The organism is Streptomyces sp. SudanB182_2057, from assembly GCF_964272715.1.
GTDB lineage: Bacteria > Actinomycetota > Actinomycetes > Streptomycetales > Streptomycetaceae > Streptomyces > Streptomyces rubradiris.
Window position 1 is genome coordinate 1,240,990 of record NZ_OZ186798.1, and the last position, 19,329, is coordinate 1,260,318.

Below are 19,329 nucleotides of genomic sequence, written 5' to 3' on the forward strand. Positions count from 1 at the left end.
GTTCCGCATGGTCGCGGGTCGTGTCGTCCGTTTCGACAGTTCGCGCGGTTACGGGTTCGTCGCGCCGGAAGGCGGCGGAGAGGATGTCTTCCTGCACGTGAACGATCTGCTGATCCCCGAGGAGTACGTGCGCCCGGGCCTGGTCGTGGAATTCGACGTGGAGAACGGCGAGCGGGGGCCGAAGGCGTCGAACATCCGGCTCGCCGAGGGCGTCGAGCCCGGCGTGCCGCGGCGGCCGGGCGCGGCGTCGCGGCCGGTGGTGCTGGACGAGTCCGGCCAGCCGATGTGCGACGTGCTCAGCGCCGCCGAGTACCGGCGGGAGGTGACGGAGCTGCTGCTGAACGCGAGTCCGCTGCTGACCGCGGAGCAGATCCTCGGCATCCGCGCCGCCCTGGTGAAGTTCGGCGAGAGCCACGGCTGGGTCGAGTACTGATCCGGCACTGACGCGGCCGTCCCGTGCGGGGCCGTCGGCCCGGTTTCGGTCCGCGACTTGCTGTAATGCCTGCTCCAATTGGAGCAGGCATTACGGTAAGATCGGCGCTCGACAGGGTCAAGAGCGGGGCGACGGAAGGGTCTTCTGCATGACCGGGCCGCGGACGAGTGGCAAGAAACGCGCCAACGGCGTGGAGTCGCGGCAGCGCATCCTCGACGCGGCGGTGGCCATCGCGGGCGAACGCGGGTACGACGGCACGTCGATCGCGGCGGTCAGTGCCCGGTGCGGATTGCCGGCCAGCTCGATCTACTGGCACTTCAGGGACAAGGACGACCTGATCGCCGCGGTCATCGAGCGCAGCTTCGAGACCTGGCTCGCGGCCGTCGAGCTGCCCGGCGAGGAAGCCGGAACTCCCCTGGACCGGGCCGTGATCATGGCGGCGAACGTGGCCAAGTCGCTGGTGAACGAGCCGGACTTCCTGCGTCTCGGCCTCATGCTCGCCCTGGAGCGGCGGCCCGAGGAGCCCCGCAGCCGGACGGTGTTCTTCCAGGTCCGGCACATCGCCCGGCAGCGGATCGAGGAAGTCGTCCGGTTCGTGCTGCCGCAGTTGGACGACGACGCGGTGCGCGTCCTCACCACCTATGCCATCGCCGGGGCCGACGGGCTGTTCGTCCAGCGGGAGTTCAACGGCGACAGCATCGACCTGGTGGAGATGTTCCAGTTCCACGCCCGGCTGGTGTACGAGACGGGCCTGCGCATGGCAGCGGAGAGCGCGCGATGACCCCGGCCGGCCGGCGGCGCGCGGAGTCCGCCCCGCGACCGAGCGGGGCCACCGGACCCGCGTGCGCCGGCCGGTCGCGGTGCGGACGCCCCGGGCGCCTCCGGCTCCGGGGCGGAGGGGCGGTCCGGGCCTGCGTCCCGGTGCCGGCCGGACGTCCCCACCGGTTACGGCGGCACCCCGGACCCCGGTCCGCGGACCTCACCCGGCGTCTCGACCGCCGCGCCCGGCGCCGTCGCCGGCCGGGCCGGTCGAGGCGCGCCCCGGCCGTCTCGGCCCGGTGCCGGTGACGTCCGGCGGACCACCGCCGCCCGCCCGCGCCGTCCGGAAATCCATCCCCGAGAGAGAGTCAGCAGGTCACCGCATGCCCGCCGCACTTCGCCGGATCGACGTCCATCAGCACGTCACACCGCCCTTCTACGGTGCCCTGCTCGCCCAGGCGGGCATCGCCGAGGCGGGTGGCCGCGCCCTGCCCGACTGGAACCCCGGGGCCGCGCTGGAGGCGATGGACCTGCTGGGCACCGCCACCGCGATGGTGTCCGTCTCGACGCCCGGCACCGGCTTCCTCACCGACCCGGCCGAGGCCGCCGGCCTGGCCCGCCGGCTCAACGACTTCTCCGCCGCCCTGGCCGCCGACCACCCCGGCCGCTTCGGCTGGTTCGCCACCCTGCCCATGCCGGACGCCGAAGCCGCCGTGAACGAGGCCCGCCGGTCCCTGCTCTCGCTGGGGGCGGACGGGGTCACCCTGCTCGCCAACACCCAGGGCGTCTACCTGGGCGCGCCCGGCCAGGACGCGCTGTGGCGGTGCCTGGACGAGCACGGCGCGGTGGTGTTCGTCCACCCGGCCGAGCTGCCGGCGCCCGCGATCAAGGACATCCCGCCGTTCGCCGCCGACTTCCTGCTCGACACCACCCGCGCCGCCTACCTCCTGGTGCGGGGCGGCATCGTGCGCGACCACCCGAACATCCGGTTCGTGCTGAGCCACGGCGGCGGCTTCGTGCCGTACGCCTCCCACCGCATGGCCGTCACCATCGCGAACGACACCGGGCGCTGCCCGCTGGACGTGCTGGACGACTTCCGGTCCTTCTACTTCGACACCGCGCTCTCCTCCAGCCCGGCGGCCCTGCCCACCCTGCTGGGCTTCGCCCGGCCCGGGCACGTCCTGTTCGGCAGCGACTGGCCGTTCGCGCCCACCGCCGCCGGGCAGTACTTCACCGCCGGTCTGGACACCCACGTGGACCCGGGCACCCTGACCGCCGTCAGCCGCACCAACGCCGAGGCGCTCTTCCCCCGCCTGGCCGCCAGGCCGCCCGCGGCGCCGGCCCGGCCCCTGAGCGCGCGGCTGCGCCAGTCGGTGCACCGGGCCGGTGCCCGGCTCGCGTTCAAGCTGGTCCAGCCGGGCGCCGACTGAGCGGCCGGCGGAGCGCCACGCAGCGCGGCCCCCGCCGCCCGCGCGTTCGCCGGTGAAGCCACGGCCGGCTCATGGACGTGACCGCGGAGCCGCCCCACCGTTCAGTGCGCCTCGGCCTCGTCCCGCCCGTCGGGGACGGGGGCGCCGCGCCGGGTGAGCCAGGTGATCGCCCAGAGGGCCACACCGACCAGCAGCAGGACCCCGGCGACGCGGTACTGGTCGGCGGGGCGTCCCGAGGACCAGGGAAGGACCAGGTAGACGCAGGTGACCATGCCCACTACGGGCAGCAGGCGGCCTGCCTTGAAGTGCCACCCGGCGGCCCTGTCCCGGCGCAGGACGAGGACCGAGAGGTTGACGCTGGCGAACACCGTGAGCAGGAGCAGTGACGTCGTCCCGCCCAGCAGGGCGACGACCGAGCTGTCGGGGTTCAGCGAGACGAAGGCGATCAGGCCGAAGGCGATGGCGGTGGTGAACAGGATCGCCGCCTGAGGTGTGCGCCGTACGGCGTGCACCCTGGACAGGAACGGCGGCAGCACTCCCTGTTTGCTCATGCCGTACAGCAGGCGGCTGGCCATCAGCATATTGATCAGGGCGGAGTTGCCCACCGCGAACATGGAGATGAACGGCAGCAGGTCGGCGATGGGGAAGTCGGGAGCGGCCGTCTGCACCACCGTCGCCAACGGCGTCTCGCTCGAGGCCAGCCGGCCGACGGGGACGACGGCGACGGCGCAGACGGACACCAGGACGTAGACCAGTCCGACGATGCCCAGACCGGTGAACATCACGCGGGGGAAGACCCGTTCCGGGTTCTTGGTCTCCTCCGCCATGTTGACCGAGTCCTCGAAGCCGACCATCGCGAAGAAGGCCAGCGACGTCGCGGTGCTCACCGCCAGGAACACGCCCTTGTCCGAGGCGGTTTCGAAGGCGACGGCACGGGAGAAGTCAGCGTTCCCGCCCGCGATGAAGTACCCGCTGATCAGGACGACGAGGAGCAGGCCGGACAGCTCCACCGCGGTCAGCACGACGTTGATCTTGAGGCTCTCGGCGACACCCCGGAGGTTGACGAGCAGCACCAAGCCCATGAAACCGAGGGCGATCAGCATCACGAGAACGTTCCCCGCGTCGAATCCAAAGCCCGTCACCAGGTTCGCCGCGAACGCCCGCGAGGCGGCGGACGCCGAGGTGATCCCGGAGCACATCACGGTGAAGCACACCAGGAAGGACAGGAAGTGCTTGCCGAACGCCTTGTGCACGTACAGCGCGGCGCCCGCAGCCTGCGGGTACTTGGTGACCAACTCCAGGTAGGAACAGGCGGAGACCAGCGCGACGGCGAAGGCGATGAGGAACGGCAGCCATGCCGCGCCCCCGACCTCCCCCGCGACCTGCCCGGTCAGCGCGTAGATCCCGGTCCCGAGGATGTCACCGATGACGAACAGCAGCAACAGGCCCGGGCCCATCGCCCGTTTCAGTTCGGGCCGGCCATCGGTGTCCACGGCGGACGAACCCGGTAAGTCCTGGCGGGACATGCGGCACTCCTTGTCGTGGTGCGGTCGAGGGATCTCCCCGCTGTAAGGGTTGTCGTGCAACAGACCGTTGCATCAGGCTGGCCCCATGGTCAACGAATCGGCGTACCCGGCACCGAACCGCTGTCCGCTCTGCGCGCCTCCGCTCGAGAGCGGTCGCGCGGTTCTTCTTCCCTCCTGAGACAGTACGCATATCGCGGGCTTTCTGTCACCGTCGCGATATGGAGTAGACCGAGCCAGGAGGCGTCTTTTCATGTCGTCTTTTTCGAAGCGTTCTCGCGTTCTTCGCAGCGGTCATGAATTCGACTTGGAGGTCGAAACGCTGGAGGAGACGGAGCTGGTGTCGCGCGCGACCGGCACCTGCACCACCTTCTGCTGGGTGTCCTGCGGCGGGTTCTGTTTCACCGAAGAGTGACGACTCGGCGGGCGGGGCTCAGTGCCCCGCCCGCCGGGCCCGTCGGATCCGTCAGGCCGGGGAATTCCCGGCGGACGAAAGACGCATGGAGGGGAGCGGATCGTGCAGGAGACCGGTAGTCCACGGTTCGAGTGTGCGGGACCGGTTTTACTGCGCGCCTCCGCTCTGCCGACTCCGCGGGAAAGCGCCGCGCGCCCGGGAGATGACGGCGCACCGCTCTCCCGGGCCGATGAGTACGGCGACGCGGAAATGCGCCGGCAGGTGACAGAACTGGCGTCGGTACCCGCGTTCATGGCGGCGGTCGAACTCGCCCGCCTGGTGACGAACAACTTGCACACGGTGCGCGACGGAAGGCTCACGCTCGTCGACTTCCACAGCGCTTCCGGCGACAAGCTGGCGCCCTCGGTCCGCCACACCTCCGTCGTCCGTACGGTCTTACGGGCGGCGCGGGAGCCGGTGAGCTGGTACGCCCTGACCCGAGCGGTACGCGACCGGTTCCCGCAGGTCGACGACGAGGCGATCGAGCGGTGCCTGGAGCAGCTCGTGGGCGGCCGTTTCCTGCTCACCGACGTGGAGCCGCCGACCGACTGCGGTTGCCCCCTCACCCATCTCCTGGACCGGCTCGACGGACTCGACCATCCCGTCGTCGCGAAGCTGCGCGGGGTGCGGAAGGCCTTGAGAACGTTCGACGCCGCCAAGCCGGAAGCCCGTTCCGCTTCCTTTGCGCGCCTACCACGAACGCTTCATGGAACGGTCCGGCACGGACCGGACCGTGCCGGTCCTGGAAGTCCTCGACGACGTGCGCGGGCTCGGCCTGCCCCGTGCCCGGGGCCGCGCGGGGAGACGCGGCGTCCTTGGACGCCCTGCGGGACGTACTGGACGTGCTGATCCGGATGGCGCGCCCCCTGCGGGCCCACGGGAGACAGGTACCCGGCTGGTGGACCAACCCACGGCTGGAGTGGGTGCCGGAAGCGGACAAGGCGGCCTATCCGCTCGGCGACTTCAACGTCGGTGTGTCGCACGGCATCTGCGGCCCCCTGTCGTTGCTCGCCATGGCGTACGAGAACGGACACGTCCGGCCCGCCATGCTGGACGCGATGCGCACCATGGGCGACTGGGTGATGGGCAAACGCGTGGTCGGCGAGGAAGGCGTGTACCGGCCCGGCCGGGTCTCCTTCGAGGAGGAGACCGGGTCCCGCGCCCCCGCGCCGGTCGCACCGCGGTCGGACTGGTGTTACGGAGCCGCCGGTGGCACGCGCGCTGTACCTGGCGGGCCGGGCACTGGGCGACCGGGAGCTGTCCGAGGCGGGCGTCGAGGCGATGCGGTCCGTCTTCCGCCGGGCCCACGGCCGTGCCGCGATGCCGGATCCCACGTTCTGCCACGGCCGGGCGGGGGTTCTGCTGGTGACGGTACGGATGGCGGAGGACACCGGTCGTCCGGAGCCGTGGCAGGGCGCCGACCGCCTGGCGGCCGATCTCGCCGGCGGCTTCGGCCCCGCCACTGCGTTCGGCTGCCGCTACCCGCTGTCCTCGCACGGAAAGGGTCCCGAACTCGACGAACCGGGGCTGCTGCAAGGCGCCGGCGGCGTGGCTCCGACGTTGCTGTCGTACGCCGACGCGCGCGGCGGGGCCCGTCCGGGCTCCGGCACCCGGGACACCGCGCTCCGCCTGGCGTGACGTGGCCGCCGGCGCCCGTGACCGGGTGCGGCGGCCGGGTCGCGGGCGCCGGTCGACCGCGTCGCACATCGCGCTGATGGAGGGGTCTTTTTCGGCCGACTGCCGCATTTCGCGTTCACCGCGCGCCATAAAAGTGCGTCATCAACGCGCGTAAAGTCCTCGACGGTGTGTACCGGCCGAGCCGGTATCGGCGTTACCATTGGCCCGGTGCCGGGCCACCGCGTCGTTGTTGGCGCACCGCACGGAGCAGTAGGCACGGCGGCCATTGCGGGACGTGTCCACGAACGCCAGTCGGCAGACGCGGCGTGCGCAACGGCCGAGCCTGGACGGCGCGGCGGAACAGACGACATAGGACAGACCGGCGGCGGTGATCGCCTTGATGTGGGCGGCCGGATCCGATCCCGGAGCGCTGTAGTGCATGTGCGGGGTACCGTCGTGGAGCGAAATGTGGGGGGTGCCGGCGGCGCTTGCCAATAACTCGTTGATCCTTTCGCATCGTTGCTCCAGCGGTTGGTCGCCGAAACAGTGGGCGAGCCGTCGGCTCCACTCCCCTATATCGACTGCCTGCCGCGGTGTGAGAGTCCGGTGTTCGACGCCGTGCGCCGCGAGGATCGGTTCCAGCTCCCGGGGCCCGACGGGGTCCGTGCAGTTGGCCAGATCCGCTGCGAGCCGGGCGGCTTCTCCGCCGTAAGGGTTGAATTGCATAGCATCATTAGAGCATGCTTTGTCACGTGCCAGCGGCTATTTCTTTTCGGGTATGGCCGCTGGTATGGCACGTGCAGAAGACAACCGACCGAAGTAGGTGTCAACGCAGCACATGTCCGTTCTCAGCCAGGAAAGCATGCCCGTGGTCATCGAGCAGTCAGTGGAGAAACTGGCTGCCTCCGTTCGCTCGAGCGAGGCCCTGAACAACGAGTTCTACTCCCGTTGGATGGGTGGGCCCCTGACTTACCCGGAAGTGCGCGTCTTCGCCGAGCAGTACCTGGCTCGTACCGTCAACACGAGCGTCATGGTGGCCCTGTCGGTGCTGAACACCAGCGACCTGGAGGCACGGGTCGAGTGCGTGAAGAACCTGTACTCCGAGTACGGCAACGGCGATGCGTCGAAGGCCCACCTGGTGCTGCTGGAGGGCTTCCTCAGTGACCTGCTGACGCGGATGAAGGGGGCGCCGGTCCCGGCCCGGGAGATCCGCGAGGCGCCCGCGCTGGACACCACGCGGGCGTTCAGCACGGGACAGCGCGCGCTGTTCGAGTCGGAGGACCAGCGCGTGGTGCAGGGAGCCCTGCTGGCTCAGGAGCACCTGGCCTACTCGATGCTCACGCGCCTCTACGAGGGGGTGCGCAACTACAAGAGCGTCTACGAGACGGACGACGACTTCCACGAGGCCTGCGAGTACTTCTACGTGCACATCGGAGAGGCCGAGAAGGACCACAAGGTCCAGGCCGTGAAGTCCGCGGCCGCCGTCTGCCGCGACGAGAGCGATCTGGCGGTGGTGACCCAGGGCTTCACGCGCTTCGTGGAGCTCACCGCCGAGTACTGGCGCGGTGTCGCCTCGGAGATGACCCGCCGGGCCGCGGCGGCCTGACCGACGGGCGAGGACGGGAGAGCGCTGAGCCGCTGTGAACGCACGACACGCCCACCGCGGCCGATGGGTCCCTCCGCTGCTGGTGCTGGCGCAGATCAGCAGCCTGCAGCTCGGATCGGCCGTCGCCAAGGGCGCATACGACGAAGTGGGCGCCATAGCGCTTGCCGGCATGCGGTTGTTGTTCTCCGCGGTCATCGTATGCGTGCTCGTCCGCCCCCGCCCCAGCGCGATGGCGCCCCGCCAGTGGCGGGCGGCCATCGCGCTGGGGGTGGTCTTCGCCACCATGAACGTCGCCTACTTCCAGGCGATCACCTACCTGCCGATCGGCGTCGCCTCGACCATAGAGCTGTTGGGCCCCGTGGTCGTGTCCGTCGCCATGTCGAGGCACTGGCGTGACATGGCGGGCGCCCTGATGGCGTTGACGGGCGTGGTGCTGCTGGCCTCTCCCGGCGCCGATCTCCCCTTGGCCGGACTGCTGACGGGGGCTCTGGCCGCCGCGTGCCGTGCGGCCTACGTCGTGCTCAACCGGCGGGTGGGACTGCTCTTCGACGACTGGAGCGGCCTGGCCGTCGCCCTGGCCGTCGGTGCCTGCCTGCTGACCCCGGTGGCAGCCGTGACCCACGGAGCCACCGTCGCCCGGCATCCGCACCTTCTGCTGATCGGCCTTCTGGTGGCCGTTCTCTCCTCCTTGATCCCGTACTCCCTGGACATGACGGCACTGCGACGCATCGACGTACGGGCGTTCGGCGTTCTGCTGGCCATGAGCCCCGCCGTCGGCGCCTGTGTGGGTTTCGTGGTGCTCGGTGAGCACGTCACCGTGCGTCAGTGCGCGGCCATCGCGCTGGTCGTCGTCGCCGGAGCGTGGTCGGTCAGGTCCGCCCCGGGCCGCGCCGACCGCGGTCCGGCGGAATCCGCCACGAAGTCGGGATCAGGAACGCTGCGGTCCTGACGTTCCCGAAGGATCCGGCGACGGGCCGCCAGCCGCTCGAACCGAGAGGAAGCGAGTCCATGGATGTCTTCACAGCACTGCTGACCCGGCGCAGTGAGCACCATCTCGTCGATCCCGCTCCCGGGGACGAGGAGTTCGCCTACTTGCTGAAGGTGGCCGCCACCGCTCCGGACCACGGTCTGCTGCGTCCGTGGCGCTGGATACTCCTGCGCGGCGCGGACCGCGAGGAGCTCGGAGCCTGCTTCGCAGCGGCGGCGCCCGAGGAACGCCGCTCACAGGCGGCGGCCAAGACCCGGCGCGCCCCTCTGCTGGCCTCGCTCGTGTTCGCCCCGGCCCGGGCACACAAGGTGCCGGAGTGGGAGCAGCTCGCCGCCACCAGCGCCATGACCCACTCCCTGATGCTCCTGCTGCACTCCCGGGGCTACGGCAGCATCTGGAGAACCGGGGCCGGCGTACAGGCGCCCGCCGTGCGGCGGTTGCTGGGGCTGGGGGAAGCGGAGCGCTGCCTGGGCTGGCTGTACATCGGCACGGCCCGGTCGGACGCGTCCAGGCGCCGCCGCCCGTTGCACGATGTGTCCGACCGGCTGAGCCGGCTGCCGTCCGGCCGGGCACAGGGGTAGGCGCCCACCGGCCATGTAATGGTTGAACGCACTTAGGCCATTGCCTCAGGGTGGCGATATGGATGACTCCGGCATCGATCGCTGTCCCGTCTGCTTGTCGCCGGCCACGGAGGGCGCGGAGTGGGTCCTGCTGTCACGGCACCGGACGTCCGCCGGCTACATCGAGTACTGCCTGTCGGCCTGCGGATGCATCACCGTGCTCCGTGACGGTGACCTGCTGAAGAGCGTCCCCTCGGGCACCGGCCGCGCCCCGGCCCGCCGCGGGGGCCGCCGCGGAGTCGGGTGAGCCGGGTCCGGGCCGGCCTCAGCGGGCCCGGCCGGTCGCCCGGCCGGTCAGCAGGTCGCGCAGGTCGCGGGCGTTGCGGCGGCTCACGGCGAGCGTCCGGTCACCGATGCGGACCGTCAGGTTGCCGCCCTCCACGCGGAGTTCCTCGATCCGGCCGAGGGCGACCAGCCGGCTGCGGTGGATCCGTACGAAGCCGTGCGCGCGCCACTGTTCCTCCAGGGTGGACAGCGGGATCCGCACCAGATGGCTGCCCTCGCCGGTGTGCAGCCGCGCGTAGTCGCCCTGCGCCTCGACGTGGGTGATGTCGGCGAGGGGCACGAACCGGGTCACTCCGCCGAGTTCCACGGGCACGTGGCCGCCGGTGCCGGGTGCGGTGGGCGCGGGAGCCGGGGGTCCGGCCGGGCGGGGGCCCTGACCGGCCCGGACCAGTTCGGCGACGCGCCGTACGGCCTCGGCGAAGCGCTCCTTGCGCAGCGGTTTGAGCAGGTAGTCGACCGCCTTGAGGTCGAAGGCGCGCACGGCGAAGTCCTCGTAGGCGGTGACGAAGACGATCAGCGGCGGCGCGGTGAACCCGCCGAGGGTACGGGCCAGTTCGAGACCGCTCAGGCCGGGCATGCCGATGTCGAGGAAGACGACGTCGAAGCCCTCCGGGCCGTCCGGGTCCCGGGTGCGGGCGTCGTCCAGCCGGCGCAGCGCCTGGGTGGCGTCCCGCGCGGGCACGGCCGTGCCGACCCGGGGATCCTCGCCCAGCAGGTACAGCAGTTCGTCGAGCGCGGGTCGTTCGTCGTCCACGGCCAGGACGCGCAAGGGCGCGTCGCTCACCCCCATGTGCGCACAGCTCCTCTCGTCCTCGACCGCTCCCCCATGGTGGTCCAGCCGTTCACCGGCGTCGAGATCGCGCACCGTGGTGTGTCCGGGCCGTGATGCCCGGGGGACGCGAATCGTTACTTGAGGCCGCTGAGCATGACGCCGCGGATGTAGTGCTTCTGCAGCAGCAGGAACAGCACCAGCACCGGCAGGACGCTCAGCACGAGTCCGGCCATGACGACGGGCATCGTACGGGCCGGGTCGACGTGGTCCCGCAGCAGCTGGACGCCGACCGGCAGGGTCATCAGGTCCGGGTTGGCGGTCGAGACGAGCAGCGCCCAGATGTACTCGTTCCAGGCGTCGACGAAGGTCAGCAGCCCGAGAGTGACCAGCACCGGCTTGGTCTGCGGCACCACGATCCGCCACCACACCGTGAACTCGCCGGCCCCGTCGATGCGGGCGGCCTCCAGCACCTCGTCGGGCAGGGACAGCATGAACTGGCGGGTCAGGAAGATCCCGAAGCCGTTGACCAGGAACGGCACGGCGAGGGCCGCGATGCTGACGGTCAGGCCCGCGCCGCCGCGCCCGAGCAGGTCGTTGCCGCCCGCCAGCGGCCAGTGCACCAGGATCAGGAAGCGCGGGATGAGGAAGAGGAACGGCGGGAACATCATGGTGGCCAGCACCAGCCGGAAGACGAGGTCCCGCCCGGGGAAGCGGAGTCTGGCCAGCGCGTAGCCCGCGAGCGACGAGGTGAGCAGCACCGAAGCGGTGATCACGGTGGTGACGACGACGCTGTTGCGGAAGAGCACCGGCAGGTTCAGCTGATCCATCGCGGCACGGTAGTTGGACAGCGCGAACGCCTTCGGCAGGAACCGGTACGGCAGCGTGCCCGCCTCGCCGGGCCCCTTGAAGGACGTCATCACCATGTCCAGGAAGGGCACCACCGTGAGCAGGGCGCCGGCCACCACGACCAGGTACGACAGCCACGGGAAGCGCCGCCTCACGCGTCCTCCCCCGCCCGGCGGAAGACCCACAACTGGGCCAGGGTGACCACGAGGACCACGGCGAACAGCACGAACGCGGCGGCGCTCGCCGTGCCCCAGTCGCCGTGCTCGAAGGCCCGCCGGTACATCTCCAGCGCGGCCACGTCGGTGGCGTCGCCCGGGCCGCCCCTGGTCATCACGGTGATCAGCGCGAAGGACTGCAGGCCGGTGAGGAACTGGGTGACGCACACGAACAGCAGGGACGGCCGCAGCAGCGGCAGGGTGATCCGCCAGAAGACGGTGCCGGGCCCGGCGCCGTCCAGCGCGGCGGCCTCGTGGTAGGAGGCGGGGATGGACTTCAGCCCGGCGGTCAGCACGAGGATCGCCGAACCGAGCGAGGCCCATGCCTGCACGACCACGACCGAGGGCAGCGCGGTGTCCGGGTCCTGGAGGAACGCCACCGAGCCGAGCCCGAGCGCGTTGAGGACGCCGTTGGCCAGGCCGCCCGGCTCGTACATGTACTTCCAGACGTTGCCGACGGCGACGACGGTCGTGACGATCGGCAGGAAGTACAGGGTGCGCCACAGCCCCTGGAAGCGCAGCCGGTCGACGCACGTGGCGACGGTCACCGAGCCGGTCAGGGCCAGCGCCACGGTGCCCACCGCGAACAGCAGCGTGTTGGTGAGGACCGGCACCAGGAACGTCGACCCGCCGGCGAAGAGGGCGGCGAAGTTGGCCGGGCCCACCGGTTCGATGGCGCCGAGGTCGAAGCCGGTCCAGCGGGAGAGCGACAGCAGCACCGCGAAGCCGAGCGGCAGGAGCAGGAAGACCGCGAAGAACAGCAGCGCCGGGGCCAGGAAGAGGTAGGCGACGGCCGTCTCGCGGTGCCGGCCCCGGCGGCGGCCGTGACCGGCGGGCGTGCCGGGTGGCGGGTCCGGAGCCCGCTCGGGCGTCCGCGGGGTCAGGACGTTCACCATGGCCGGGACACCTCCTGGTCGACCTGGCGGCGGGTGGTGCGCAGCGTCTCCTCGACCGACTGCCGGCCGGTCCACAGCGCCTCGATGTTCTTGCGCAGCAGCGTCTTGGCCCGGGCCGCGCCCGGCCCGTTCGGCTCCGGTACGGCGTAGTCCAGCGCGTCCAGGAACGGGCGCAGGTTCGGGTCGCCGCCCGTGCCGAGGAGCGCGCGCATGTCGTCGGCGCGGGCGGTGAGCGTGCCGACGGACACCTGGAGGGCGCTCATCCGGGTGGCCGCGGCGCCCTTGCGCGCGGGCACCCGGTCGGCGTTGAGCCAGCGCAGGAACTCCCATGCCTCGCGCGGGTGCCGGCTGGCCGTGTTGACGCCGAGCATGAAGCCGGTGGCGAGGGTGGCGGGCCGGGCGCCCGGCGCGGGGACGGGCACGGGGGCGACGCCGACGTCCCGGTAGTCGCCGCCCATCAGGGGCCTCAGGCTGCCGGTCCACCAGCCGGCGCCGACCACCATGGCCACCCGCCCGGACGGGAAGGCCTGGTAGACGTTGACGGCGGGGGCGCTCGCCCCGCGGGTGACGAGCCGGTGCTCCAGGGCGAGCGCGGCGCGGCCGGCCGGCGAGTCGATGGCGGTGGACCTGCCGTCGGGGGTGACGAAGCGTCCGCCGGCGGCGTGCAGCAGGGCGAGGGTCTGGCCGACGGTGGTGGCGTCGTCGTTCGCCGACAGCCCGAACCCCTGGACGAGGGGGTTGCCGTACCGGTCGCGCCGGGTGGTGCGGTAGGCGGCCTCCTCCAGCTCCGGCCAGGTGGCCGGCGGGCCGTCGGCGCCGGCCTCGCGCAGCAGCCGCCGGTTGTAGTAGAGGGCATACGTCTGGGCCTCGGTGGGATAGCCGTAGACCGTGCCGTCCACCGTCACGGCGCCGACGGCGGCGGCGCCGTAGTCGCGCCGGATCCGCTCGGCGTGCTCGGGCGGCGCGGGCCGCAGCACTCCGGCGCGCACCAGCTGGCCGTTCCACAGGCAGTACGGGTGGAGGATGTCGGCGCCCTGGCCCGCCGCCTGCCGGACCATGAACGTGGTCAGCAGGTCGGTGAACTCGACGGCCTTGGTGCGGACCTTGACCCGGTCGTGGGTGGCGTTCCACTCGTCGACCGGGCCCTGGAGGGCCCGGCGGAGCGTGCCGCTCGCGTAGTGGGACAGCAGGGTGAGGACGACGGGGTCGCCGGGCCGCCCGGTGCCCCGGTGCGGGGCGGCGCAGCCGGCGGCGAGCAGCGCCGAGGGGAGGGCGAGCGCGAAGTGGCGGCGGCTCGGCGTCACCGGGCGGCCTCGCGGCGCAGTACGCGGAACACCCGGGTGGTGGTGAAGCCGGCCGCGCGGTACAGGTGGCCCGCCGGGGAGTCCTCGCCGGTCCACAGGAACCAGGCGCCGTGCGCGCCGTGCGCCCGCATCCGCTCCAGGACCAGGTGGAGGAGGACCTTGCCGACGCCCGTGCCGCGCAGGTCCTCGCGCACCCCGAAGGGGCCGAACCGCTCGACGGCCCCCTCGTACGCCCCGTGCATCGCCCAGCCGGCCGGCCGACCCGAGGGGTCGCGGGCGACGACGATCCGGTCCAGCGGGGCGCCCGCGGCGCAGCACTCGCGGATCGCGCGGGCCCAGTCGGCGTGGAAGTGGGCCCCGACGAGCGCGATCAGGTCCACCAGGTCGTCGTCGGCCGGGGTGGCGAACCGGTAGCCGCGGGCCGTCAGCTCGTCCCGGCGGCGGGCGACCTCGTCCGGGAGGCGGTAGCCGACCAGGCCGCGGTCCATGGCCGCCGCCTCGTACAGCGTGCGGAAGCCGAGCGAGGCGAGGAGCCCGGCCGCTTCCGGGTAGGTGCCGGTGTCCAGGCCGGGCAGGAGGTAGTTCGGGGTGTACGACGCGAAGTCGACCCGGGTGCGGCCGTGGCCGCGCAGCCAGTCGAGGGCGTCGGTCAGCAGCCGCCGGCCGAGGCCGCGGCCGCGGGCGGCGGGGTCGACGAAGAAGAACGGGATCCAGCCCTGCTCCGGCTCCAGGTCGGTGCCGGCCTGCGGGACCAGCCGGCGCACCGCGTAGGCGGCGCCGGCGATCCGGCCGCCGGTCACGGCTACCCGGAGCCCTTCCGGGTCGAAGTTGGCGTCCAGCAGGACCAGGGAGCGGAACCGGCCGGGGGTGAGGGGGTCGGCCGGCGCGCTGCGGCGCCACGCCTCCACCACGCCCGGTCCGTCACCCGTGCGGAAGCCGCGGAGCACGGCCCCGTCGTGCTGGCTCATCCTGTGCCCCCGTCTGGCTCGTCCTGTGCCCCCGGCTGCCGGGCGGCCTGTCGAAACGGTGGCTGGAAATCTACTGGTCCGTCCGGGAATGTCGAGCCGGACGCGCCCGGAGCGGCTCAGTCGGGCAGTACCAGGCGGGCCGTCTCCCCGGGGCCGACCGGCACCACCCGGTCGCGCAGCCGGATGCCGATGGGCGAGCGGTCGGAGGCCGGTACGGCGATCTCCAGCAGGCCGCTGCGCAGCCGCAGCCGTACGCCCCAGTGGCCGTGGTAGCGCAGGGAGAAGCCGTAGGAGGACAGCTCGGGCAGCGGGACGGGGTCCAGGCACAGGCCGCCGCGGGTCTCCAGGCCGGTCAGTCCGCGCTGGACGAGGTCGAGGGTGCCGGCCATCGCGCCGAGGTGGACGCCCTCGCCGGTGGTGCCGCCCTGGAGGTCGGCGATGTCGCCGCGCAGTGCCTCCTGCACGAACCGCCAGGCGTCGGCGCGGCGGGCGCGGGCCAGGATCCAGCCGTGGACCAGGCCGCTGAGGGTGGAGCCGTGGCTGGTGCGGTGCAGGTAGTGGTCGACGGTCGCGGTCCAGGTGTGCTCGTCCAGCCGGTGCCCCAGGCGCTGGAACAGGCCGCGCAGTTCGCCGGGCGGGAAGAGGTAGCCGAGCATCAGGACGTCGGCCTGCTTGGACGCCTTGTAGCGGTTGACGGTGTCGCCCTCGGCCTCCAGGATCCGGTCCAGGCGCCGGATGTCGTCGTACCGCTTGCGGTAGTCGTCCCAGTCCAGTTCGGCCAGGTCGGCGTAGCCGTCGAACTGGCTGATCACACCGTCGTGGAAGGGGATGTGCAGTCGGCGGGAGACCTGCTCCCAGCGGGCGGGCTCGTCCTCGGCGAGGCCCGAGTACTCGGTCAGTTCGCGGCGGCGCGGTTCGGGCAGGCCGGCCAGGAGTTCCAGGGCGCGGCCCAGCACCCAGGCGGCGGTGACGTTGGTGTAGGCGTTGTCGTCCAGGCCGGGGCGGGTGGCGCCCGGGTAGGCGTCGTGGTACTCGTCGGGGCCGACCACGCCGCGGATGCGGTAGCGGCCGAGGTGGTCGTCCCAGACGGCCGAGTCCGCCCAGAAGCGGGCGATCTGGAGGAGCATCTCGGCGCCCTCGCCGTGCCGGAAGCCGGTGTCGCCGGTCGCTTCGCAGTAGTGCCAGATGTTGTAGGCCACGGCGGAGCCGACGTGGTGCTGGAGCCGGGAGTGGTCCGGCAGCCAGCGGCCGGAGCGCGGGTTGAGGTGGAGTTGCTGGGTCTCCTCACGGCCGTCGCTGCCGCTCTGCCAGGGGTAGAGCGCGCCGCGCCGGCCGAGCGCGGCGGCGGCGTGGCAGGCGGCGTCCAGCCGGCGGTGACGGTAGCGCAGCAGGGCCCGGGAGACCTCGGGCAGGTGCAGGTTCAGGTAGGGCAGGACGAAGAGTTCGTCCCAGAAGACGTGGCCCCGGTAGGCCTCGCCGTGCAGTCCCCGCGCGGGCACGCCCACGTCCAGGTCGGCGGTGTGCGGGGAGAGGGTCTGCAGCACGTGGAACAGGTGCAGGCGCAGGATGCTGCCCGCCTCGCCGGGCACGTCGAGCGCGGTGCGCCGCCACAGCTGCTGCCAGGCGGTGCGGTGGGCGTCCAGCAGCGTCTCGAACGGGGGCGCGCCGGCGGTCCGGTCGAGGGCCGCGCGCAGCGGGTCGCTGATGGCCGGGTCGCGGGAGGTGTGCAGGGCGACGGTCTTGTCCACGGTGACGGTCCGGCCGGGCGGCAGGCGCAGCCTCAGCCGGTGCACGGCGCGGCGGTCCTCGGTGGCGTGGTGGACCGGTGCCTCGGCGGTGAGCCGGGCGGCCAGGCCGAAGCCGATGTCGGAGGTGCGGGTGTGGCAGCGCAGCCAGACCGTGCCGGGGGCGGCGGCGCCGGCTTCGACCCGGGTGAGGTGCCGGCCGTCCAGTTCCCGGTAGCGGGCGACGCCGGAGTTGGTGACGCGCCCGTCGAGCGCGGCCTCCACGTCCAGGTCGAGGGGGGCGCCCTCGGCGGTGAAGTCGGTGCGCAGCGCGGCGAGATGGGGGTCGGCCAGGTGGACCAGGCGGACCTGCCGGACGAGCAGGCTCGCGCCGGCGCCGAGCGGGTAGCGGGTGCGGCGCTCCAGTACCCCGGGGTCGAGGTGGAGGACCTGGTGGTGCTCGGTGACGGGCGTGGTGTCCGGGGTGAGCCAGTCGCCGCCGGCCGGGCGGAAGCGCAGGGGCAGCCAGTTGGGGAGGTTGACCATGTCCTCGTTCTCGACCCGGCGTCCGGCGACCTCGGAGGTGAGCCGGTTGTAGCAGCCGGCCGCGTAGGTGCCGGGGTAGTGGACGTCGTCGGCGGTGCACTCGGGCAGCGCGCCGCGGGTGGCGAAGTAGCCGTTGCCCAGGGTGCACAGGGACTCCCGCAGGCGTTCCTCGCCGGGCCGGTAGCCGTCGTACTCCCAGGTGGGCCCGGTCACCGTCATCCCTCGGACAGCAGGCCGGACAGGATCCGGTCGGGGGTGAGGGGGAGTTCGCGGAAGCGGATGCCGGTGGCGTGGTGGACGGCGTTGCCGACGGCGGCGGCGGTGCCGACGATGCCGATCTCGCCGATGCCCTTGCTGCCCATGGGGTTGAGGTGGGGGTCGTCCTCCTCGATCCAGTGGGCCTCGATGGCGGGCACGTCGGCGTGCACGGGCACGTGGTAGGAGGCGAGGTCGGCCTCGGGGAAGTCGCCGAACGCCGGGTCCAGGGTGCTGTGTTCGGTCAGGGCCATGCCGAGGCCCATGACCATGCCGCCGGTGAACTGGGAGCGCGCGGTGCGGGAGTTGAGGATGCGGCCGGCGGCGTAGACGCCGAGCAGCCGGCGGACCCGGACCTCGCCGGTGACGGTGTCGACGGCGACCTCGGCGAAGTGGGCGCCGAACGCGTGCTTGGCGTAGGGGCTGTCGGCGTCGGCCTTCCCGGTGGTGTCCGCGCGGGTCTCGATGCCCTCGGGGGGCAGCGGCCCGGGGTGCGCGGCCAGCCGGGAGGCCAGTTCGGCGCAGGCGTCGTGGACGGGCCAGCCCCAGGAGGCGGTGCCCATGGAGCCGCCGGCCAGCCAGGCGGGCGGCAGGTCGCTGTGGCCGATCTCGACGCGGATCCGGTCCAGGGGTGCGCCGAGCCTGTCGGCGGCGATCTGGGCGAGGACGGTACGGGCCCCGGTGCCGATGTCGGTGGCGTTGATCCGGATCGTGAAGGTGCCGTCGGGCAGCGCGCGGGCCGCCGCGGCGGACGGCTGGGCGGCGGCCGGGTAGGTGGCCGCGGCCACTCCGGTGCCGGTCAGCCACGGGCCTTCGCGGCGTGTCCGGGGGCGCGGGTCGCGTCCGGCCCAGTCGAAGCGGCGGGCGCCCTCGCGCAGGCACGCGACGAGGCTCCGGCTGCTGAACGGCTTGCCGCTGCCCGGCTCGCGGTCGGGTTCGTTGCGTACCCGCAGCTCCACGGGGTCGATGCCGAGGGCGTCGGCGAGTTCGTCGACGGCCGACTCCAGGGCGTACATGCCGGGTGCCTCGCCGGGGGCGCGCATCCAGGACGGGCTGGGGACGTCGAGCGCGGTCGCCCGGTGGGTGCTGAGCAGGGCCGGGGTGGCGTACATGACGCGGGAGGGCACCGCGGCGTGTTCCACGAACTCGCGCACCCGGGAGGTGTGGGTGGCGACCTCGTGCAGCAGGGCGGTGAGCCGGCCGTCGGGGTGTGCGCCGAGCCGCAGCCGCTGCACGGTGGGGGCGCGGTGGCCGACGGTGGTGGGCAGGTGGCGGCGGGGGTAGGCGACGGTGACGGGGCGGCCGGTGTGGCGGGCGGCCAGGGCGGCGAGGACGACGTCGGGGCGTGGGGTGCCCTTGGAGCCGAAGCCGCCGCCGACGTGTTCGGTGACGGCGGTGACGTGGTCCTCGGGCAGCTCGAACAGCCCGGCGAGGACGGACCGTACGGTGCTGCCGCCCTGGCTGGAGGTGTACACGGTGAGCCGGTCCCCGTCCCAGTGGGCGGTGCTGGCGTGCGGTTCCATGGGGTGGTTGTGCAGCGGCGGCACCCGGTAGGTGACGTCGAGGCGGACCTCGGCGGCGGCGTAGGCGGCCTCGGGGTCGCCCTGTTCGAGCCGGCCGGGGTAGCCGCCGCCGACCTCCTCGGGTTCGTAGGCGTCCGGGTGGCCGGGGACGAGGGTGACGTCGTGGGGTTCGGGGGCGTAGTGGACGCGGACCGCGCGGGCGGCGGCGCGTGCCGTCTCCAGGGTGTCGGCGACCGCCAGGGCCACGCACCAGCCGCGGTGCGGCACCCGCGGGTTCTGCAGCAGGGCGAGCGTGTGGTCCTCGGGTTCGGCGAGCCGGGGGGCGTCGCCGGGGGTGAGGACGGCGAGGACGCCGGGCAGGGCGAGGGCCTCGGAGGTGTCGACGGACGTGACCCGGCCGTGGGCGATCGCGGCGGGCACGGGCCAGGCGTGGGCGCGGCCGGGCAGGGTGTACTCGGCGGCGTAGCGGGCGGCGCCGGTGACCTTCTGGCGTCCTTCGCGGCGCTCGGCGGGGGCACCCAGGGCGGTGCCGGTGGTACCGGTCGTACCGGTCATGGGGGTCCTC

Annotated in this window: 16 protein-coding genes and 2 pseudogenes; 9 read left to right on the forward strand and 9 right to left on the reverse strand. The window is 72.7% G+C overall.

What is annotated here, in order from left to right; all coding sequences use genetic code 11:
* The first annotated feature begins 7 nt into the window (after window positions 1-7).
* The 3 genes from ACSURM_RS05060 to ACSURM_RS05070 all read left to right on the forward strand — a co-directional run bounded on the left by ACSURM_RS05060 (window position 8) and on the right by ACSURM_RS05070 (window position 2,622).
* Window positions 8-433, forward strand: coding sequence for a cold-shock protein (locus ACSURM_RS05060; protein WP_436953742.1), 426 nt, complete (start codon window positions 8-10; stop codon window positions 431-433).
* Window positions 434-581: 148 nt separating this feature from the next.
* Entirely contained in the window at window positions 582-1,214 is a 633-nt protein-coding gene (locus ACSURM_RS05065) for a TetR/AcrR family transcriptional regulator (RefSeq protein WP_436953743.1), read from the forward strand.
* A 361-nt stretch (window positions 1,215-1,575) separates the two neighbouring features.
* Window positions 1,576-2,622 (forward strand): amidohydrolase family protein, encoded by a 1,047-nt coding sequence (locus ACSURM_RS05070; protein ID WP_436953744.1) that lies wholly within the window; start codon window positions 1,576-1,578, stop codon window positions 2,620-2,622.
* 101 nt (window positions 2,623-2,723) lie between these two features.
* Here the strand turns inward: ACSURM_RS05070 and ACSURM_RS05075 are convergent, their stop codons facing one another.
* Window positions 2,724-4,148, reverse strand: coding sequence for an APC family permease (locus tag ACSURM_RS05075; RefSeq protein WP_436953745.1), 1,425 nt, complete (start codon window positions 4,146-4,148; stop codon window positions 2,724-2,726).
* A 703-nt stretch (window positions 4,149-4,851) separates the two neighbouring features.
* Between ACSURM_RS05075 and ACSURM_RS05080 the strand changes: the two are divergent.
* Window positions 4,852-5,218, forward strand: a pseudogene (locus ACSURM_RS05080) (lantibiotic dehydratase); the annotation flags it as partial.
* A gap of 235 nt (window positions 5,219-5,453) precedes the next feature.
* Window positions 5,454-6,237: pseudogene (locus tag ACSURM_RS05085) on the forward strand (lanthionine synthetase C family protein).
* Window positions 6,238-6,378: 141 nt separating this feature from the next.
* Here ACSURM_RS05085 and ACSURM_RS05090 read toward each other — a convergent pair.
* The gene (locus tag ACSURM_RS05090; RefSeq protein ID WP_436953746.1) at window positions 6,379-6,942 is read right to left on the reverse strand and encodes a CGNR zinc finger domain-containing protein; all 564 of its coding nucleotides are present in this window, start codon (window positions 6,940-6,942) and stop codon (window positions 6,379-6,381) included.
* A gap of 226 nt (window positions 6,943-7,168) precedes the next feature.
* Here ACSURM_RS05090 and ACSURM_RS05095 point away from each other — a divergent pair, with 226 nt between their 5' ends.
* From ACSURM_RS05095 to ACSURM_RS05110, 4 genes are read left to right on the forward strand one after another with little or no spacing between them, the layout of a single operon-like run.
* On the forward strand, window positions 7,169-7,822 hold the full coding sequence (locus tag ACSURM_RS05095) for an iron-containing redox enzyme family protein (RefSeq protein WP_436953747.1): 654 nt from the start codon (window positions 7,169-7,171) through the stop codon (window positions 7,820-7,822).
* A 34-nt stretch (window positions 7,823-7,856) separates the two neighbouring features.
* Window positions 7,857-8,771 carry an EamA family transporter gene (locus ACSURM_RS05100; protein WP_436953748.1) on the forward strand — a complete coding sequence of 305 codons (915 nt, stop codon included), beginning with the start codon at window positions 7,857-7,859 and terminating at the stop codon, window positions 8,769-8,771.
* 59 nt (window positions 8,772-8,830) lie between these two features.
* Window positions 8,831-9,391 carry a nitroreductase family protein gene (locus ACSURM_RS05105; protein WP_436953749.1) on the forward strand — a complete coding sequence of 187 codons (561 nt, stop codon included), beginning with the start codon at window positions 8,831-8,833 and terminating at the stop codon, window positions 9,389-9,391.
* Between the two features lie 58 nt (window positions 9,392-9,449).
* Window positions 9,450-9,677, forward strand: coding sequence for a hypothetical protein (locus ACSURM_RS05110; protein WP_436953750.1), 228 nt, complete (start codon window positions 9,450-9,452; stop codon window positions 9,675-9,677).
* Between the two features lie 18 nt (window positions 9,678-9,695).
* Here ACSURM_RS05110 and ACSURM_RS05115 read toward each other — a convergent pair whose 3' ends face one another.
* The 7 genes from ACSURM_RS05115 to ACSURM_RS05145 all read right to left on the reverse strand — a co-directional run bounded on the left by ACSURM_RS05115 (window position 9,696) and on the right by ACSURM_RS05145 (window position 19,319).
* Complete coding sequence (locus tag ACSURM_RS05115) at window positions 9,696-10,505, reverse strand: LytR/AlgR family response regulator transcription factor (protein ID WP_436953751.1); 810 nt, start codon at window positions 10,503-10,505, stop codon at window positions 9,696-9,698.
* A 116-nt stretch (window positions 10,506-10,621) separates the two neighbouring features.
* Window positions 10,622-11,488 carry a carbohydrate ABC transporter permease gene (locus ACSURM_RS05120; RefSeq protein WP_436953752.1) on the reverse strand — a complete coding sequence of 289 codons (867 nt, stop codon included), beginning with the start codon at window positions 11,486-11,488 and terminating at the stop codon, window positions 10,622-10,624.
* Complete coding sequence (locus ACSURM_RS05125) at window positions 11,485-12,444, reverse strand: carbohydrate ABC transporter permease (protein WP_436953753.1); 960 nt, start codon at window positions 12,442-12,444, stop codon at window positions 11,485-11,487. The genes ACSURM_RS05120 and ACSURM_RS05125 overlap by 4 nt, the downstream gene beginning before the upstream one ends.
* Entirely contained in the window at window positions 12,438-13,748 is a 1,311-nt protein-coding gene (locus ACSURM_RS05130; RefSeq protein WP_436953754.1) for an ABC transporter substrate-binding protein, read from the reverse strand. Before ACSURM_RS05130 ends, ACSURM_RS05125 begins: the two co-directional genes overlap by 7 nt.
* Window positions 13,745-14,716 (reverse strand): N-acetyltransferase family protein, encoded by a 972-nt coding sequence (locus ACSURM_RS05135; RefSeq protein ID WP_436953755.1) that lies wholly within the window; start codon window positions 14,714-14,716, stop codon window positions 13,745-13,747. The genes ACSURM_RS05130 and ACSURM_RS05135 overlap by 4 nt, the downstream gene beginning before the upstream one ends.
* 116 nt (window positions 14,717-14,832) lie before the next feature.
* Entirely contained in the window at window positions 14,833-17,205 is a 2,373-nt protein-coding gene (locus tag ACSURM_RS05140) for a glycoside hydrolase family 65 protein (protein ID WP_436953756.1), read from the reverse strand.
* Window positions 17,202-19,319, reverse strand: coding sequence for a xanthine dehydrogenase family protein molybdopterin-binding subunit (locus tag ACSURM_RS05145; protein WP_436953757.1), 2,118 nt, complete (start codon window positions 19,317-19,319; stop codon window positions 17,202-17,204). The genes ACSURM_RS05140 and ACSURM_RS05145 overlap by 4 nt, the downstream gene beginning before the upstream one ends.
* Between the last annotated feature and the right edge of the window lie 10 nt (window positions 19,320-19,329).

Coding starts and splice junctions, on each gene's coding strand:
- ACSURM_RS05060 (WP_436953742.1), top strand. CDS start 8: ATGGTCGCGGGTCGTGTCGTCCGTTTCGACAGTTCGCGCGGTTACGGG.
- ACSURM_RS05065 (WP_436953743.1), top strand. CDS start 582: ATGACCGGGCCGCGGACGAGTGGCAAGAAACGCGCCAACGGCGTGGAG.
- ACSURM_RS05070 (WP_436953744.1), top strand. CDS start 1,576: ATGCCCGCCGCACTTCGCCGGATCGACGTCCATCAGCACGTCACACCG.
- ACSURM_RS05075 (WP_436953745.1), bottom strand. CDS start 4,148: ATGTCCCGCCAGGACTTACCGGGTTCGTCCGCCGTGGACACCGATGGC.
- ACSURM_RS05090 (WP_436953746.1), bottom strand. CDS start 6,942: ATGCAATTCAACCCTTACGGCGGAGAAGCCGCCCGGCTCGCAGCGGAT.
- ACSURM_RS05095 (WP_436953747.1), top strand. CDS start 7,169: ATGGGTGGGCCCCTGACTTACCCGGAAGTGCGCGTCTTCGCCGAGCAG.
- ACSURM_RS05105 (WP_436953749.1), top strand. CDS start 8,831: ATGGATGTCTTCACAGCACTGCTGACCCGGCGCAGTGAGCACCATCTC.
- ACSURM_RS05110 (WP_436953750.1), top strand. CDS start 9,450: ATGGATGACTCCGGCATCGATCGCTGTCCCGTCTGCTTGTCGCCGGCC.
- ACSURM_RS05115 (WP_436953751.1), bottom strand. CDS start 10,505: ATGGGGGTGAGCGACGCGCCCTTGCGCGTCCTGGCCGTGGACGACGAA.
- ACSURM_RS05125 (WP_436953753.1), bottom strand. CDS start 12,444: ATGGTGAACGTCCTGACCCCGCGGACGCCCGAGCGGGCTCCGGACCCG.
- ACSURM_RS05135 (WP_436953755.1), bottom strand. CDS start 14,716: ATGAGCCAGCACGACGGGGCCGTGCTCCGCGGCTTCCGCACGGGTGAC.
- ACSURM_RS05140 (WP_436953756.1), bottom strand. CDS start 17,205: ATGACGGTGACCGGGCCCACCTGGGAGTACGACGGCTACCGGCCCGGC.
- ACSURM_RS05145 (WP_436953757.1), bottom strand. CDS start 19,319: ATGACCGGTACGACCGGTACCACCGGCACCGCCCTGGGTGCCCCCGCC.